We start from the raw sequence: 15,872 nt of genomic DNA on the forward strand, positions 1-15,872 counted from the left end.
CCATGAGCAAGATCCTGATCCGCGGTGCGAAGATCCTCGGCGGCGAGCCGAGGGACGTCCTCATCGACGGCGAGACCGTGGCCGAGGTCGGCACCGGCATCGAGGCGGGCGACGCCACCGTGATCGACGCGGCCGGCCAGATCCTGCTGCCCGGCCTCGTCGACCTGCACACCCACCTGCGCGAGCCCGGACGTGAGGACTCCGAGACCGTCCTCACCGGGACCAAGGCAGCCGCGGTCGGCGGCTTCACCGCCGTCCACGCCATGGCCAACACCTTCCCCGTCGCCGACACCGCCGGCGTCGTCGAGCAGGTCTGGCGGCTCGGCAAGGAGTCCGGCTACTGCGACGTGCAGCCCGTCGGCGCCGTCACCGTCGGCCTGGAGGGCAAGCAGCTCGCCGAGCTCGGTGCCATGCACGACTCCGCCGCAGGGGTGAAGGTCTTCTCCGACGACGGCAAGTGCGTCGACGACGCCGTGATCATGCGCCGCGCGTTGGAGTACGTGAAGGCCTTCGACGGTGTCGTCGCCCAGCACGCCCAGGAGCCCCGTCTCACCGAGGGCGCCCAGATGAACGAGGGCGCCGTCTCGGCCGAGCTGGGCCTCGGCGGCTGGCCCGCCGTGGCCGAGGAGTCGATCATCGCCCGGGACGTCCTGCTCGCCGCACACGTCGGCTCACGGGTGCACATCTGCCACCTGTCGACGGCCGGCTCCGTGGAGATCGTGCGCTGGGCCAAGTCCAAGGGCTGGAACGTCACCGCCGAGGTCACCCCGCACCACCTCCTGCTCACCGACGAGCTCGTACGGACCTACAACCCCGTCTACAAGGTGAACCCGCCGCTGCGCACCGAGGCCGACGTCCTGGCCCTGCGCGAGGCCCTCGCCGACGGGACCATCGACTGCGTGGCGACCGACCACGCCCCGCACCCGCACGAGGACAAGGACTGCGAGTGGGCCGCCGCCGCCATGGGCATGGTGGGCCTGGAGACCGCGCTCTCCGTGGTCCAGCAGACGATGGTGGACACCGGGCTCCTCGACTGGGCGGGCGTCGCCGACCGCATGTCGCTGCGCCCCGCGGCCATCGGCAGGCTCGAAGGACACGGCCGCCCCGTCTCGGCCGGTGAGCCCGCCAACCTCACACTGGTCGATCCGGCATACCGTGGAGCCGTGGACCCCGCGGGCTTCGCCTCCCGCAGCCGCAACACCCCCTACGAGGGTCGCGAGCTGCCGGGCCGAGTGACCCACACCTTCCTGCGGGGCCGTGCCACGGTCGTCGACGGGAAGCTCGCGTGACAACTCTCAACTCCCTGTACCTACTGGCCGCCGAGCAGAAGTCGGCCGACGTGACGGACTGGTCCGCCCGCATCAGCTGGGTCGTCGGACTGCTCGTCTTCATCGCCTTCGTCTACTGGCTGATGCGCCAGGGATGGAAGTGGCGCGGAAGCCTCCAGTCCGGGCTCCCTGAGCTCCCCGCCACCCCGGAGGGGTTCACGGACGGCGAGACCCTGCTCACACTGACCGGCCGCTACCACGCCTCGACCACGGCCGGGCAGTGGCTCGACCGGATCGTCGCCCACGGCCTCGGCACCCGCAGCCGCGTCGAGCTGACCCTCACCGAGCAGGGCCTCGACGTCGTACGCCCCGGGGCGGCCGACTTCTTCGTACCGGCCGCCGCGCTGCGCGAGGCCAGGCTCGACAAGGCGCTCGCCGGCAAGGTCCTGCCCGAGGGCGGCCTGCTGGTCATCACCTGGGCGCACGGGGAGACGCTGATCGACTCGGGATTCCGCTCCGACCACGCCGCCGAGCACCAGGCGTGGGTCGACGCCGTCAACCGGCTCACCGGCGCCGCCGAGGACCACCTCACCAGCACCACCACCAGCACGACGGAAGGCACCGCACGATGACGATCTCCAATCCGGGGCACGCCTCGAAGAGGAAAGGGGCGTCTCCCGCCGTACTCGTCCTGGAGGACGGCCGCTCCTTCCGCGGCCGCGCCTACGGCGCCGTGGGGGAGACCTTCGGCGAGGCGGTCTTCTCCACCGGTATGACCGGCTACCAGGAAACGCTCACCGACCCCTCGTACCACCGCCAGGTCGTCGTGATGACCGCCCCGCACGTCGGGAACACCGGCGTGAACGACGAGGACCCCGAGTCGAAGCGGATCTGGGTCTCCGGCTACGTCGTGCGCGACCCCGCCCGGGTTCCCTCCAACTGGCGCTCCCGCCGCTCGCTGGACGAGGAGCTCGCGAGCCAGGGCGTCGTCGGCATCAGCGGCATCGACACCCGCGCGCTCACCCGCCACCTGCGCGAGCGAGGCGCGATGCGCGTCGGCATCTTCTCCGGGAACGCCCTCGAGGACGAGGGCGTACTGCTCGCCAAGGTGCGCCAGACCCCCGAGATGGCCGGTGCCGACCTCGCTGCCGAGGTCGCCACCAAGGAGACGTACGTCGTCCCCGCGGTCGGCACCAGGAGGTTCACCGTCGCGGCGATCGACCTCGGCATCAAGGGCATGACCCCGCACCGCATGGCCGAGCGCGGCATCGAGGTGCACGTGCTGCCCGCGACCGCCACCCTGGAGGAGGTGTACGCGGTGGAGCCCGACGGCGTGTTCTTCTCCAACGGCCCCGGCGACCCGTCCACCGCCGACCACCCCGTCGCCCTCATGAAGGGTGTCCTGGAGCGCAGGACCCCGCTCTTCGGCATCTGCTTCGGCAACCAGATCCTCGGCCGCTCGCTCGGCTTCGGCACCTACAAGCTGAAGTACGGCCACCGGGGCATCAACCAGCCCGTGCAGGACCGCACGACCGGCAAGGTCGAGGTCACCGCGCACAACCACGGCTTCGCCGTCGACGCCCCGCTCGACAAGGTCTCCGACACCGCGTTCGGCCGCGCCGAGGTCTCCCACGTATGCCTGAACGATCAGGTTGTCGAGGGGCTCCAGTTGCTCGACCAGCCGGCGTTCAGCGTCCAGTACCATCCCGAAGCAGCCGCGGGCCCGCACGACGCCGCGTACCTCTTCGACCGTTTCGTCACCCTGATGGAGGGCCAGCGTGCCTAAGCGCTCCGATATCCAGTCCGTCCTGGTCATCGGCTCCGGCCCGATCGTCATCGGGCAGGCCGCAGAGTTCGACTACTCCGGCACCCAGGCATGCCGCGTGCTCAAGGCCGAGGGCCTGCGCGTCATCCTGGTGAACTCCAACCCGGCGACGATCATGACCGACCCGGAGATCGCCGACGCCACGTACGTCGAGCCGATCACCCCCGAGTTCGTCGAGAAGATCATCGCCAAGGAGCGCCCCGACGCCCTGCTCCCGACCCTGGGCGGCCAGACCGCGCTCAACACCGCGATCTCCATGCACGAGAACGGTGTCCTGGAGAAGTACGGCGTCGAGCTCATCGGCGCCAACGTCGAGGCCATCAACAAGGGTGAGGACCGCGACCTCTTCAAGGGAGTCGTCGAGGCGGTCAAGGCGAAGATCGGGCACGGCGAGTCCGCCCGCTCCGTCATCTGCCACACCATGGACGACGTCATCGCCGGCGTCGACACCCTCGGCGGCTACCCCGTCGTCGTCCGCCCCTCCTTCACCATGGGCGGTGCCGGTTCCGGCTTCGCCCACGACGAGGAGGAGCTGCGCCGTATCGCCGGACAGGGCCTCACGCTCTCGCCCACCACCGAGGTGCTCCTGGAGGAGTCCATCCTCGGCTGGAAGGAGTACGAGCTGGAGCTGATGCGCGACAGGAACGACAACGTCGTGGTCGTCTGCTCCATCGAGAACTTCGACCCGATGGGCGTCCACACCGGCGACTCCATCACGGTCGCCCCGTCCATGACGCTCACCGACCGTGAGTACCAGCGGCTGCGTGACATCGGCATCGCGATCATCCGTGAGGTCGGCGTCGACACCGGCGGCTGCAACATCCAGTTCGCGATCGATCCGGCCGACGGCCGCATCATCGTGATCGAGATGAACCCGCGCGTCTCCCGCTCCTCGGCGCTCGCCTCGAAGGCCACCGGATTCCCGATCGCGAAGATCGCCGCCAAGCTGGCCGTCGGCTACACGCTCGACGAGATCCCGAACGACATCACCGAGAAGACGCCGGCCTCCTTCGAGCCGACGCTCGACTACGTCGTCGTCAAGGCGCCGCGCTTCGCCTTCGAGAAGTTCCCGTCCGCCGACTCCACCCTCACCACCACCATGAAGTCGGTGGGCGAGGCCATGGCGATCGGCCGCAACTTCACCGAGGCCCTGCAGAAGGCCCTGCGCTCCCTGGAGAAGAAGGGCTCGCAGTTCGCCTTCACCGGCGAGACCGGCGACAAGGACGAGCTGCTGGCCGAGGCCGTCCGCCCCACGGACGGCCGCATCAACACCGTGATGCAGGCGATCCGTGCCGGCGCCACCCAGGAAGAGGTCTTCGACGCCACGAAGATAGACCCCTGGTTCGTCGACCAGCTCTTCCTGATCAAGGAGATCGCCGACGAGCTGGCCGCCGCCGAGCGGCTCGACACCGACCTGCTCGCCGAGGCCAAGCGGCACGGCTTCTCCGACGCCCAGATCGGCGAGATCCGCGGCCTGCGTGAGGACGTCGTGCGCGAGGTCCGGCACGCGCTCGGGATCCGCCCGGTCTACAAGACGGTGGACACCTGCGCGGCGGAGTTCGCCGCGAGGACGCCGTACTTCTACTCCAGTTACGACGAGGAGACCGAGGTCGCCCCCCGGACCAGGCCCGCGGTGATCATCCTCGGCTCCGGCCCGAACCGCATCGGCCAGGGCATCGAGTTCGACTACTCCTGTGTCCACGCCTCCTTCGCGCTCAGCGACGCCGGTTACGAGACCGTGATGGTCAACTGCAACCCGGAGACCGTCTCCACCGACTACGACACCTCCGACCGCCTGTACTTCGAGCCGCTCACGCTCGAGGACGTGCTGGAGATCGTGCACGCGGAGACCCTCGCGGGCCCGGTGGCCGGCGTCATCGTCCAGCTCGGCGGGCAGACCCCGCTCGGCCTCTCCCAGGCACTCAAGGACAACGGCGTGCCGGTCGTCGGCACCTCCCCGGAGGCGATCCACGCCGCCGAGGACCGCGGCGCCTTCGGCCGGGTGCTCGCCGAGGCCGGACTGCCGGCCCCCAAGCACGGCACCGCGACCACGTTCGACGAGGCCAAGGCCATCGCGGACGAGATCGGCTACCCCGTCCTCGTGCGACCCAGCTACGTGCTCGGCGGACGCGGCATGGAGATCGTCTACGACGAGACCCGCCTCTCCTCGTACATCGCCGAGTCCACCGAGATCAGCCCCACCCGGCCGGTCCTGGTCGACCGCTTCCTCGACGACGCGATCGAGATCGACGTCGACGCGCTCTACGACGGCACCGAGCTCTACCTCGGCGGCGTCATGGAGCACATCGAGGAGGCGGGCATCCACTCCGGCGACTCCGCCTGCGCACTGCCCCCGATCACCCTCGGCGGCTTCGACATCAAGCGGCTGCGGGCCTCGACCGAGGGCATCGCCAAGGGCGTCGGCGTGCGCGGACTCATCAACATCCAGTTCGCGCTCTCCGGCGACATCCTCTACGTCCTCGAGGCCAACCCCCGCGCCTCGCGGACCGTCCCCTTCACCTCCAAGGCGACCGCGGTGCCGCTCGCGAAGGCCGCCGCACGCATCTCGCTGGGCGCGACCATCGCCGAACTCCGCACGGAGGGACTGCTGCCGAAGCGGGGGGACGGCGGCACGCTGCCGCTCGACGCGCCGATCTCCGTCAAGGAGGCCGTGATGCCGTGGTCGCGCTTCCGCGACATCCACGGCCGCGGCGTCGACACCGTCCTCGGTCCGGAGATGCGCTCCACCGGTGAAGTCATGGGCATCGACTCGGTGTTCGGAACCGCGTACGCCAAGTCGCAGGCGGGCGCCTACGGTCCGCTGCCGACCAAGGGCCGCGCCTTCATCTCCGTCGCCAACCGCGACAAGCGCTCGATGATCTTCCCCGCGCGCGAACTCGTCGCCCACGGCTTCGAGCTGCTCGCCACCTCCGGTACCGCCGAGGTCCTCAAGCGCAACGGCATCAACGCCACGGTCGTGCGCAAGCTGTCCGAGGGGGAGGGCCCCGCAGGTGAGAAGACCATCGTCCAGCTGATCCACGAGGGCGCGGTCGACCTCATCGTCAACACCCCGTACGGCACGGGCGGCCGGCTCGACGGCTACGAGATCCGTACCGCCGCCGTGGCCAGGGCCGTGCCGTGCCTGACGACGGTCCAGGCGCTCGCCGCCGCCGTCCAGGGCATCGACGCGCTCAACCACGGCGACGTCGGCGTACGTTCCCTCCAGGAACACGCCGAACATCTCACCGCGGCCCGCGACTAGGACGCTCACAGGGGGACACCGGAAACGGTGTCCCCCTCTTCATGAGGACACCAGGACACCGTGATGTACAAACTCTTCTTCCAGCTGGTCTTCAAGCGGATGGACCCGGAGCAGGCCCACTACCTGGCGTTCCGTTGGATCCGCCTGGCGGCCCGCACCCCCGTACTGCGCACCTTCGTCGCCGCCGCGCTCGCCCCCCGCCACGAGGAACTGCGCACCGAGGCCCTCGGCCTGCGGATGCACGGTCCCTTCGGGCTCGCCGCCGGTTTCGACAAGAACGCCCTCGCGATCGACGGCATGTCCATGCTCGGCTTCGACCACATCGAGATCGGCACGGTCACCGGCGAGCCGCAGCCCGGAAACCCGAAGAAGCGGCTGTTCCGCCTCGTCGCGGACCGGGCGCTGATCAACCGCATGGGCTTCAACAACGAGGGCTCCGCGGCCGTCGCCGAACGCCTCGCCGCCCGCACCCCCGTCTTCCGCACGACCGTCGGCGTCAACATCGGCAAGACCAAGGCAGTCCCCGAGGACGAGGCCGTGGGCGACTACGTGAAGTCCACCGAGCGGCTCGCCGCCCATGCCGACTACCTCGTGGTGAACGTCTCCTCGCCCAACACGCCCGGCCTGCGCAACCTCCAGGCGACCGAGGCGCTGCGCCCGCTGCTCGGCGCGGTGCGCGAGGCCGCGGACCGCACCGTCACCGACCGGCGGGTCCCGCTGCTGGTCAAGATCGCCCCGGACCTCGCGGACGAGGACGTCGACGCGGTCGCCGACCTCGCCGTCGAACTCGGCCTGGACGGCATCATCGCCACCAACACCACCATCGCCCGTGACAGCCTCGGCCTGAAGTCCCACGCCACCCTGGTCCAGGAGACCGGCGGGCTCTCCGGAGCGCCCCTCAAGGAGCGCTCCCTGGAGGTCCTGAGCCGCCTGTACGCCCGCGTGGGGACCCGGATCACCCTGGTGGGTGTCGGTGGCATCGAGAACGCCGAGGACGCCTGGCAGCGCATCCTGGCGGGGGCCACGCTCGTCCAGGGCTACAGCGCCTTCATCTACGAGGGCCCGTTCTACGCCCGGGCGATCCATAAGGGCCTGGCCGCCCGCCTGGCCGCCTCCCCGTACGCCACCCTCGCCGAAGCCGTCGGCGCCGAGACCCGGAAGGCCGTGCGGTGACCCCCGAACCCTTCGGCGCACGTCTGCGCCACGCCATGGACACCCGCGGGCCGCTCTGCGTCGGCATCGACCCGCACGCCTCGCTGCTCACCTCCTGGGGCCTGAACGACGACATCGCCGGGCTGGAGCGCTTCACCCGCACGGTCGTCGAGGCGCTGGCCGACCGGGTCGCCGTGCTCAAGCCGCAGTCCGCGTTCTTCGAGCGCTTCGGCTCGCGCGGCGTCGCTGTCCTGGAGACGGCCGTCGCGGAGGCGCGTGCCGCCGGCGCGCTCGTCCTCATGGACGCCAAGCGCGGCGACATCGGCTCCACGATGGGCGCTTACGCCGCCACCTACCTGGACGAGGACTCGCCGCTGTTCTCCGACGCGGTCACCGTCTCGCCGTACCTCGGCTTCGGCTCGCTGCGCCCGGCGCTCGACGCGGCCGCGGTCTCCGGCTCGGGCGTCTTCGTGCTCGCCCTCACATCCAACCCGGAGGGCGCGGAGGTCCAGCGCGCCACCGCCGCGGACGGCCGGTCGCTGGCCCAGGTGATGCTCGACCACATGGCCGCGGAGAACGCGGGCGCGACACCGCTCGGCTCCGTCGGCGCCGTGGTCGGCGCCACGCTCGGGGACGCCGGGGTCGACCTGGCGGTCAACGGACCGCTGCTCGCTCCCGGCATCGGTGCCCAGGGCGCCACCCCGGCGGATCTGCCCCGTGTCTTCGGGGCCGCTGTGGGCAACGTCGTGCCGAGCGTGAGCCGGGGCGTGCTTCGGCACGGACCGGACGCGTCAGGGCTGCGCGAAGCCGCCGGACGGTTCGCGGACGAAGTCCGTACGGCCGTCTCGGAAAGCTGACGATGCCACGTAACAGCCTGTCGACGTAATCCTGAGCAAAAATCCGGGTTGTTATGGCCTAAATGTCCGGGTCGGTTGAGGCTGACCAGGACTTTTCCGCTGTTCTCGCTGACTCAGGCGGCCTTGGCCGCTAGTCTCCGTCGAGAGCAACGAGCACAGGTTGTTCGTTGCTCACCAGGTGTGGGGCCACCAGGTTCCGCACCGGTCCGTATCCGACAGATCGACATCCGAGGTGACGTAGGCGTGGCTCTTCCGCCCCTTACCCCTGAACAGCGCGCAGCCGCGCTCGAAAAGGCCGCCGCGGCTCGCCGGGAGCGGGCCGAGGTCAAGAATCGACTCAAGCACTCCGGCGCCTCCCTCCATGAGGTCATCAAGTCGGGCCAGGAGAACGACGTCATCGGCAAGATGAAGGTCTCCGCCCTCCTGGAGTCCCTGCCGGGCGTGGGCAAGGTCCGCGCCAAGCAGATCATGGAGCGGCTCGGCATCTCCGAGAGCCGCCGGGTCCGGGGTCTTGGCTCCAACCAGATCGCATCCCTGGAGCGTGAGTTCGGCGGCAGCGCCGCCTGAGGTTCTCAGGCACTCCTGAGAACCTGGATAATCGCCCCATGGCTGCAACATCCCGGGGGACGTCCCCCGTACCCCCGGACGTACGTCCGCGGCTGACCGTGCTCTCCGGCCCCTCAGGGGTCGGCAAGAGCACGGTCGTCGCTCATATGCGCAAGGTTCACCCCGAGGTGTGGCTCTCGGTGTCCGCCACGACCCGTAAGCCCCGCCCCGGCGAGCGCAACGGCGTCCACTACTTCTTCGTGGACGACGAGGAGTTCGACAAGCTGATCGCCAACGGCGAGCTGCTGGAGTGGGCGGAGTTCGCGGGCAACCGCTACGGCACGCCCCGCCGGGCCGTGCTCGACCGCCTGGAGGCGGGCGAGCCGGTGCTGCTGGAGATCGACCTGCAGGGTGCCCGGCTGGTCCGCCAGTCGATGCCCGAGGCGCAGCTCGTCTTCCTCGCGCCGCCGGGCTGGGACGAACTGGTGCGCCGACTCACCGGACGCGGAACGGAGTCGCCCGACGTGATCGAGCGCCGGCTCGCGGCGGCGAAGGTCGAGCTGGCCGCCGAGTCCGAGTTCGACACCACGCTCGTCAACACCTCCGTCGAGGACGTGGCCCGCGAGCTGCTAACGTTGATGCTGCAGGCTTCCGGCCTCCGCGGCACCGACGACTGACCACGGTCCCCACGTTTCCGCGGACGCAGAGCATCACCACTGCGGAACCAGCACGATCAAAGATCTCTTTGATCTCTATCCCCTTCGGAAGGCAGAGAGTGTCCTCTTCCATCACCACGCCCGAGGGCATCATCAACCCGCCGATTGATGAGCTCCTCGAGGCCACCGACTCGAAGTACAGCCTTGTGATCTACGCCGCCAAGCGCGCGCGCCAGATCAACGCGTACTACTCGCAGCTCGGTGAAGGCCTCCTCGAGTACGTCGGTCCGCTCGTCGACACCCACGTGCACGAGAAGCCGCTCTCGATCGCGCTCCGCGAGATCAACGCGGGCCTGCTGACCTCCGAGGCCATCGAGGGCCCCGCGCAGTAAGCAGGAGATGCACCTTCACCACAGGCCCGGCGGTCGTTGTCCGCCGGGCCTGTGGCGTGCTCGGCCCCGGACCCGCCGGAGCGCATCCGGGACGGTGAGGCAGCATGGGAGGCGTACGTCACGAGGCCGCACGCGAGTGCGCAGGGACACGAGTGCGGGGAGACGCAGTGAAGAAGCCGAGGGTCGTCCTGGGGGTCAGCGGGGGCATCGCCGCGTACAAGGCGTGTGAGCTGCTGCGCAGGCTGACCGAGTCCGGCCATGACGTACGGGTCGTACCGACCGACGCGTCGCTGAACTTCGTCGGGGCGGCCACCTGGTCGGCCCTCTCGGGGAACCCCGTGTCCACCGAGGTGTGGGAGGGCGTGCACGAGGTGCCGCACGTCCGGATCGGCCAGGCGGCCGATCTCGTCGTCGTCGCCCCCGCCACGGCCGACATGCTCGCCAAGGCGGCCCACGGCCTCGCCGACGACCTCCTGACCAACACTCTGCTCACCGCACGCTGTCCGGTCGTCTTCGCGCCCGCGATGCACACCGAGATGTGGGAGCACCCGGCCACCCAGGAGAACGTGGCCACCCTTCGCCGTCGTGGCGCCGTCGTCATCGAGCCCGCCGTCGGCAGGCTCACCGGTGTGGACACGGGCAAGGGCAGGCTGCCGGACCCGGGGGAGATCTTCGAGGTCTGCCGGCGCGTGCTGACCCGCGGCCCCGGTGTCCCCGACCTCGCCGGCCGTCACGTGGTCATCACCGCGGGCGGCACCCGTGAACCGCTCGACCCCGTGCGCTACCTGGGCAACCGGTCGTCGGGCAAGCAGGGGTACGCCCTCGCCCGCACCGCCGTCGCACGCGGTGCCCGGGTGACGCTGATCGAGACCGACACGGGGCTGCCCGCCCCCGCGGGCGCCGACGTCGTGCGTGCCGGGACCGCCCTCCAGCTGCGCGAGGCCGTGCTGGAGGCGGCGGCCGACGCCGATGTGGTGGTGATGGCGGCGGCGGTCGCCGACTTCCGGCCGGCCGCCTACGCGACGGGGAAGATCAAGAAGAAGGACGGCCAGGAGCCCGCCCCCGTCGAGCTCGTCCGTAATCCCGACATCCTCGCCGAGGTCGCCGCCGACCGGGCCCGACAGGGACAGCTCGTCGTCGGATTCGCGGCCGAGACCGACGACGTCCTGGTCAACGGCCGGGAGAAGCTGCGCCGCAAGGGCTGTGATCTTCTCGTCGTGAACGAGGTCGGGGAGCGCAAGACCTTCGGGTCCGAGGAGAACGAGGCGGTCGTGCTCGGGGCCGACGGCAGCGAGACCGCTGTGCCGTACGGACCCAAGGAAGCACTCGCCGACACCGTATGGGACCTGGTGTCGGCACGTTTCCGTTAGATTGCGTAGGCGCCGCTCCGACGGGAAGATCCCACGACGACCGGCCATGTCTCACTACCGGAAATGGGGGGATTGTCGTACTGACGTCAACAGTGCCGCAGGTCACAGACCTCCCAAGGGGCGAGACACGTGACCCATTCACCGGAACTGACCGATAAACTGGTCGACGGAATGTGCCGGGCGCAGCTCCCGGAGTTCCATCAATGATCAGCCAGCAGCCGCTGCAACCCCAGGGAGCGATGTGTCCCGCCGTCTCTTCACCTCGGAGTCCGTTACCGAGGGCCACCCCGACAAGATCGCTGACCAGATCAGCGACACGATTCTCGACGCGCTCCTGCGTGAGGACCCCTCCTCGCGCGTCGCCGTGGAGACCCTGATCACCACTGGTCTGGTGCATGTCGCGGGTGAGGTCACGACCAAGGCCTACGCCGACATCCCCAACCTCGTGCGCAACAAGGTGCTGGAGATCGGCTACGACTCCTCCAAGAAGGGCTTCGACGGAGCCTCCTGCGGGGTCTCGGTGTCCATCGGGGCGCAGTCCCCCGACATCGCCCAGGGCGTCGACACCGCGTACGAGAAGCGGGTCGAGGGCGATGAGGACGAGCTCGACAAGCAGGGCGCGGGCGACCAGGGGCTGATGTTCGGCTACGCCTGCGACGAGACGCCCGAGCTGATGCCGCTGCCGATCTACCTGGCGCACCGGCTCTCCCGCCGGCTGTCCGAGGTCCGCAAGAACGGCACCATCCCGTACCTGCGCCCGGACGGGAAGACCCAGGTCACCATCGAGTACGACGGTGACAAGGCCGTCCGTCTCGACACGGTCGTGGTCTCCTCGCAGCATGCCTCCGACATCGACCTGGACTCGCTGCTCGCACCCGACATCCGCGAGTTCGTCGTCGAGCACGTCCTGAACCAGCTCATCGAGGACGGCATCAAGCTGGACACCGAGGGCTACCGCCTGCTGGTGAACCCGACCGGCCGCTTCGAGATCGGCGGCCCGATGGGCGACGCCGGCCTCACCGGCCGCAAGATCATCATCGACACCTACGGCGGCATGGCCCGTCACGGCGGCGGCGCCTTCTCCGGCAAGGACCCGTCCAAGGTCGACCGCTCGGCCGCCTACGCCATGCGCTGGGTCGCGAAGAACGTCGTCGCGGCAGGGCTCGCCGCCCGCTGCGAGGTCCAGGTCGCCTACGCGATCGGCAAGGCCGAGCCGGTGGGCCTGTTCGTCGAGACCTTCGGCACCGCCGCGGTGGACACGGAGAAGATCGAGCACGCCATCGGCGAGGTCTTCGACCTCCGCCCGGCCGCGATCATCCGCGACCTCGACCTGCTCCGCCCGATCTACGCCCAGACGGCGGCGTACGGCCACTTCGGCCGCGAGCTCCCCGACTTCACCTGGGAGCGCACCGACCGCGTGGACGCGCTCCGCGAGGCGGCGGGGCTGTAGCACACGGGCAGTCCTTCACACCGGGGCCCGGACACCGCACGAGGTGTCCGGGCCCCGGTGCGTGCGGCCAGGTGGGCCGGGGCCCGAGGAGGCCGGGGAGTGTCAGTGGTGTCTGGTAGGAAGGTGGCTGTGAGCAGCGACGACGAGCGGTCCGAGGAGCCCGGGGCAGGGGCACCGGAGCAGCTTGCGCTCATCCGGGAGACGGTGCGCCGGGCCAAGGTGCCGCGCGCCAAGCCGCGGACCTGGCGGGGCGCCGCGCTCGCCGAGGAGCTGCCGGTGGCCCGCGTCCTGGTGAACAAGGGCGCGCTCCACCTCGACCAGTACTTCGACTACGCCGTACCCGAGGAGCTCGACGCCCAGGCGCAGCCCGGTGTCCGGGTCCGGGTGCGGTTCGGGGCCGGAGGGCGTCAGGTCCGCGGCGGCAGGCGTGAGGGCGGCGGGCTGATCGACGGCTTCCTGATCGAGCGGCGGGAGTCGTCGGACTACCAGGGAGCCCTGGCGGCACTCGCCTACGTCGTGTCACCCGAGCCGGTGCTCGGCCCGGAACTGCTGGAGCTCTCGAGGGCCGTGGCCGACCGTTACGCAGGGAGCCTCGCGGACGTGCTGCAGCTCGCCGTGCCGCCGAGGAACGGCCGCGCCGAGGGCAAGCCGTCGCCCGCGCCCCTGCCACCACCCCCCGCACCGTCGCCCGGCACCTGGGAGCGGTATGCCCAGGGCCCCGGATTCCTGCGGGCGCTGGCGGAAGGCGGCGCGCCCCGGGCCGTGTGGACCGCGCTGCCCGGACCGCACTGGCCCGAGGAGATCGCCCGCGCGATGGCCGCGACCCTGGCGTCCGGCCGCGGCGCGCTCGTCGTCGTACCGGACGGACGGAGCGCGGGGCGGATCGACGCCGCGCTGAGCGCGGTGCTGGGGGAGGGGCGCCACGCGCTGCTGACCGCCGACTCCGGACCCGAGAAGCGCTACCGGCAGTGGCTGGCGGTCAGCCGCGGCTCCGTGCGCGCGGTGGTCGGGACCAGGGCCGCGATGTTCGCGCCGGTCGCCGACCTCGGCCTGGTGGCCGTCTGGGACGACGGGGACTCCAGCCACAGCGACGACAACGCCCCCTTCCCACACGTCAGGGAGGTCCTGGAACTGCGTGCGGCGCACGGCCGATGCGCGTTCCTGCTCGGCGGGACGAACTGCACGGTGGAAGCCGCCCAGCTGGTCGAGAACGGCTGGGCCCTGTCCCTGCGCGCGGACCGTGAACAGCTGCGCACCGCGGCACCCCTCGTGCGCACCGTCGGAGACGGAGAGCTCGCGCGGGACGGGGCCGCCCGCTCGGCGCGCCTGCCCAGCCTCGCCTGGCAGACCGTGCGGGACGGCCTGCGCAGCGGGCCCGTGCTCGTGCAGGTGCCGCGCCGGGGCTACGCGCCGAGGCTTGCCTGCGAGCGCTGCAGGGAGCCCGCGCGGTGCCGGCACTGCGCGGGGCCGCTGGAGGCACCGGACCAGCGGGATCTCAACTGCGCGTGGTGCGGCAGGGCCGAGACGGCCTGGAGCTGCGCCGCCTGCGGCGGGATGCGGCTGCGGGCCCGGATCGTCGGCGCCCGCCGGACCGCCGAGGAGCTGGGCCGGGCGTTTCCCGCCGTCCCCGTGCGGACGTCGGGCCGGGACCACGTGCTGGACTCCGTGCCGGACCAGCCCGCGCTCGTCGTCAGCACCCCCGGGGCCGAGCCCGTGGCCGAGGGGGGTTACGCGGCGGCGCTGCTGCTGGACGGCTGGGCGATGGTCGGCCGACCCGACCTGCGGGCGGGCGAGGAGGCGCTGCGGCGCTGGACGGCCGCCGCGGCGCTGGTGCGGGGGCAGCCGGAGGGCGGCACGGTGGTGATCGTGGCCGAGCCGACGCTGCGCCCCGTGCAGGCACTCGTCCGCTGGGACCCGGTCGGCCACGCCCGCCGCGAGCTCGCGGAACGCGCGGAGCTCGGTTTCCCGCCGGTGTCCCGGATGGCTTCGGTGACCGGCCCCCCGGAGGCGGTGGCCGCCTTCCTCGCCGGTGCGGAGCTCCCGCCCGAGGCGGAGGTCCTCGGCCCGGTCCCGGCGCCGGGAAGCGCTCCCGGCCGACCCCGCAGACAGGGGGACGCACCGCCCGGGGAGAGCTGGGAGCGGGCGCTGGTCAGGGTCCCGCCCGGGCGGGGAGCGGCCCTCGCGGCCGCACTGAAGACGGCGCAGGCCGCACGGACGGCCAGGGGCACCGGGGATCCCGTACGGATCAGGATCGATCCGCCGGACATCGGCTGAGACGGCCCGCGCGGGCACACGGTGTCAGCGGGGGTTCACGCCGCCCGGCGGCCCTCCGCGCGCTCGGCGTCAGCCGTTGCGCGGGCCGGGGAAGGCGCCGGGGCGCTCCGACGGCTGCGGCGGCATGGACCGGGCCGCGGGCACGGCGGGAAGCGCGGGGGAGGGGCTCGGCTCGGCGGCCACCGCATGGTTGGCGTTCTCCGGAGCGGTCTCCGGCGCCCCCGGCTGCGGGGTGGAGCGGCGTGCGCCGTAGCGGCGGTGCACCGCCTGCTTGGTGACCCCGAGGGCGGAGCCCACCGCGTCCCACGAGAAGCCCAGCGAGCGGTCGAAGTCCACCGCCGCGGTCACCAGCGTCTCCACGCTGTCCCGCAGTTCCTGGGCGAGCCGTACCGTCGGGGCCGGAGCCCTGCCGTAGACGACGAAGCCCGCGGACGGGCCGGAGCGGCGCGGACGGTAGACGTTGCCCAGCTGCGCAGTGAGGGTACGTAGCGCGTCCACCTGCCGCCTGACCCGCTCGATGTCCCGCACCAACAGGTGCAGACTGGCGCGTGCTTGAGCGTCGTGGGTTGCGTGGTCGGCCATGAACAAGCCTCTCGAACCGGCGTTGACAGGGATCCGGACCGCGTGGGGCGGTCCACTTCGGTCAATTTCACTTGACCAACGCGTCACCCGGCCATCTGGTCACGCTACGGGGGGCGTACGCGCACGTGCGCGGGGGCGCGCGAGCGTGCGTACGCCCCCGTTCTCCGCGTGCCCCGGCCGTGGGGCGGCCGTGGGGGCCACCCCCTAGACTGGTGTGCTGCTCGCCACGTACGTACCG

General features: G+C 71.2%; 13 protein-coding genes. 12 read left to right on the forward strand and 1 reads right to left on the reverse strand.

Going from position 1 to position 15,872, the window contains the following annotated elements:
• Positions 1–2: 2 nt before the first annotated feature.
• From JOC24_RS21375 to JOC24_RS21430, 12 genes are all read left to right on the forward strand, one after another.
• Positions 3–1,289 (forward strand): dihydroorotase, encoded by a 1,287-nt coding sequence (locus JOC24_RS21375; protein WP_205021953.1) that lies wholly within the window; start codon positions 3–5, stop codon positions 1,287–1,289.
• The gene (locus tag JOC24_RS21380) at positions 1,286–1,900 is read left to right on the forward strand and encodes a PH-like domain-containing protein (RefSeq protein WP_205021954.1); all 615 of its coding nucleotides are present in this window, start codon (positions 1,286–1,288) and stop codon (positions 1,898–1,900) included. The genes JOC24_RS21375 and JOC24_RS21380 overlap by 4 nt, the downstream gene beginning before the upstream one ends.
• Positions 1,897–3,054, forward strand: a complete 1,158-nt coding sequence (gene carA, locus JOC24_RS21385) for a glutamine-hydrolyzing carbamoyl-phosphate synthase small subunit (RefSeq protein WP_205021955.1) — start codon at positions 1,897–1,899, stop codon at positions 3,052–3,054. Before JOC24_RS21380 ends, carA begins: the two co-directional genes overlap by 4 nt.
• Positions 3,047–6,355 (forward strand): carbamoyl-phosphate synthase large subunit, encoded by a 3,309-nt coding sequence (carB, locus tag JOC24_RS21390; protein ID WP_205021956.1) that lies wholly within the window; start codon positions 3,047–3,049, stop codon positions 6,353–6,355. The genes carA and carB overlap by 8 nt, the downstream gene beginning before the upstream one ends.
• 63 nt (positions 6,356–6,418) lie before the next feature.
• Positions 6,419–7,528, forward strand: a complete 1,110-nt coding sequence (locus JOC24_RS21395) for a quinone-dependent dihydroorotate dehydrogenase (RefSeq protein ID WP_205021957.1) — start codon at positions 6,419–6,421, stop codon at positions 7,526–7,528.
• On the forward strand, positions 7,525–8,364 hold the full coding sequence (gene pyrF, locus JOC24_RS21400; RefSeq protein ID WP_205021958.1) for an orotidine-5'-phosphate decarboxylase: 840 nt from the start codon (positions 7,525–7,527) through the stop codon (positions 8,362–8,364). The genes JOC24_RS21395 and pyrF overlap by 4 nt, the downstream gene beginning before the upstream one ends.
• 243 nt (positions 8,365–8,607) lie before the next feature.
• A complete protein-coding gene (locus JOC24_RS21405) occupies positions 8,608–8,931 on the forward strand; it encodes an integration host factor (RefSeq protein WP_018524251.1) in 324 nt (107 codons plus the stop codon).
• 38 nt (positions 8,932–8,969) lie between these two features.
• Positions 8,970–9,587, forward strand: coding sequence for a guanylate kinase (gene gmk / locus JOC24_RS21410; RefSeq protein ID WP_205021959.1), 618 nt, complete (start codon positions 8,970–8,972; stop codon positions 9,585–9,587).
• 98 nt (positions 9,588–9,685) lie between these two features.
• A complete protein-coding gene (rpoZ, locus tag JOC24_RS21415; RefSeq protein WP_003970369.1) occupies positions 9,686–9,958 on the forward strand; it encodes a DNA-directed RNA polymerase subunit omega in 273 nt (90 codons plus the stop codon).
• A 167-nt stretch (positions 9,959–10,125) separates the two neighbouring features.
• Positions 10,126–11,328 (forward strand): bifunctional phosphopantothenoylcysteine decarboxylase/phosphopantothenate--cysteine ligase CoaBC, encoded by a 1,203-nt coding sequence (coaBC, locus tag JOC24_RS21420; RefSeq protein ID WP_205021960.1) that lies wholly within the window; start codon positions 10,126–10,128, stop codon positions 11,326–11,328.
• Between the two features lie 241 nt (positions 11,329–11,569).
• The gene (metK, locus tag JOC24_RS21425; protein ID WP_205021961.1) at positions 11,570–12,778 is read left to right on the forward strand and encodes a methionine adenosyltransferase; all 1,209 of its coding nucleotides are present in this window, start codon (positions 11,570–11,572) and stop codon (positions 12,776–12,778) included.
• Between the two features lie 129 nt (positions 12,779–12,907).
• Positions 12,908–15,052, forward strand: coding sequence for a primosomal protein N' (locus JOC24_RS21430; protein WP_205021962.1), 2,145 nt, complete (start codon positions 12,908–12,910; stop codon positions 15,050–15,052).
• Positions 15,053–15,121: 69 nt separating this feature from the next.
• Here JOC24_RS21430 and JOC24_RS21435 read toward each other — a convergent pair whose 3' ends face one another.
• Entirely contained in the window at positions 15,122–15,634 is a 513-nt protein-coding gene (locus JOC24_RS21435; protein ID WP_205021963.1) for a hypothetical protein, read from the reverse strand.
• Between the last annotated feature and the right edge of the window lie 238 nt (positions 15,635–15,872).

This window comes from Streptomyces sp. HB132 (assembly GCF_016909575.1).
In the GTDB taxonomy this organism is placed as follows: domain Bacteria; phylum Actinomycetota; class Actinomycetes; order Streptomycetales; family Streptomycetaceae; genus Streptomyces.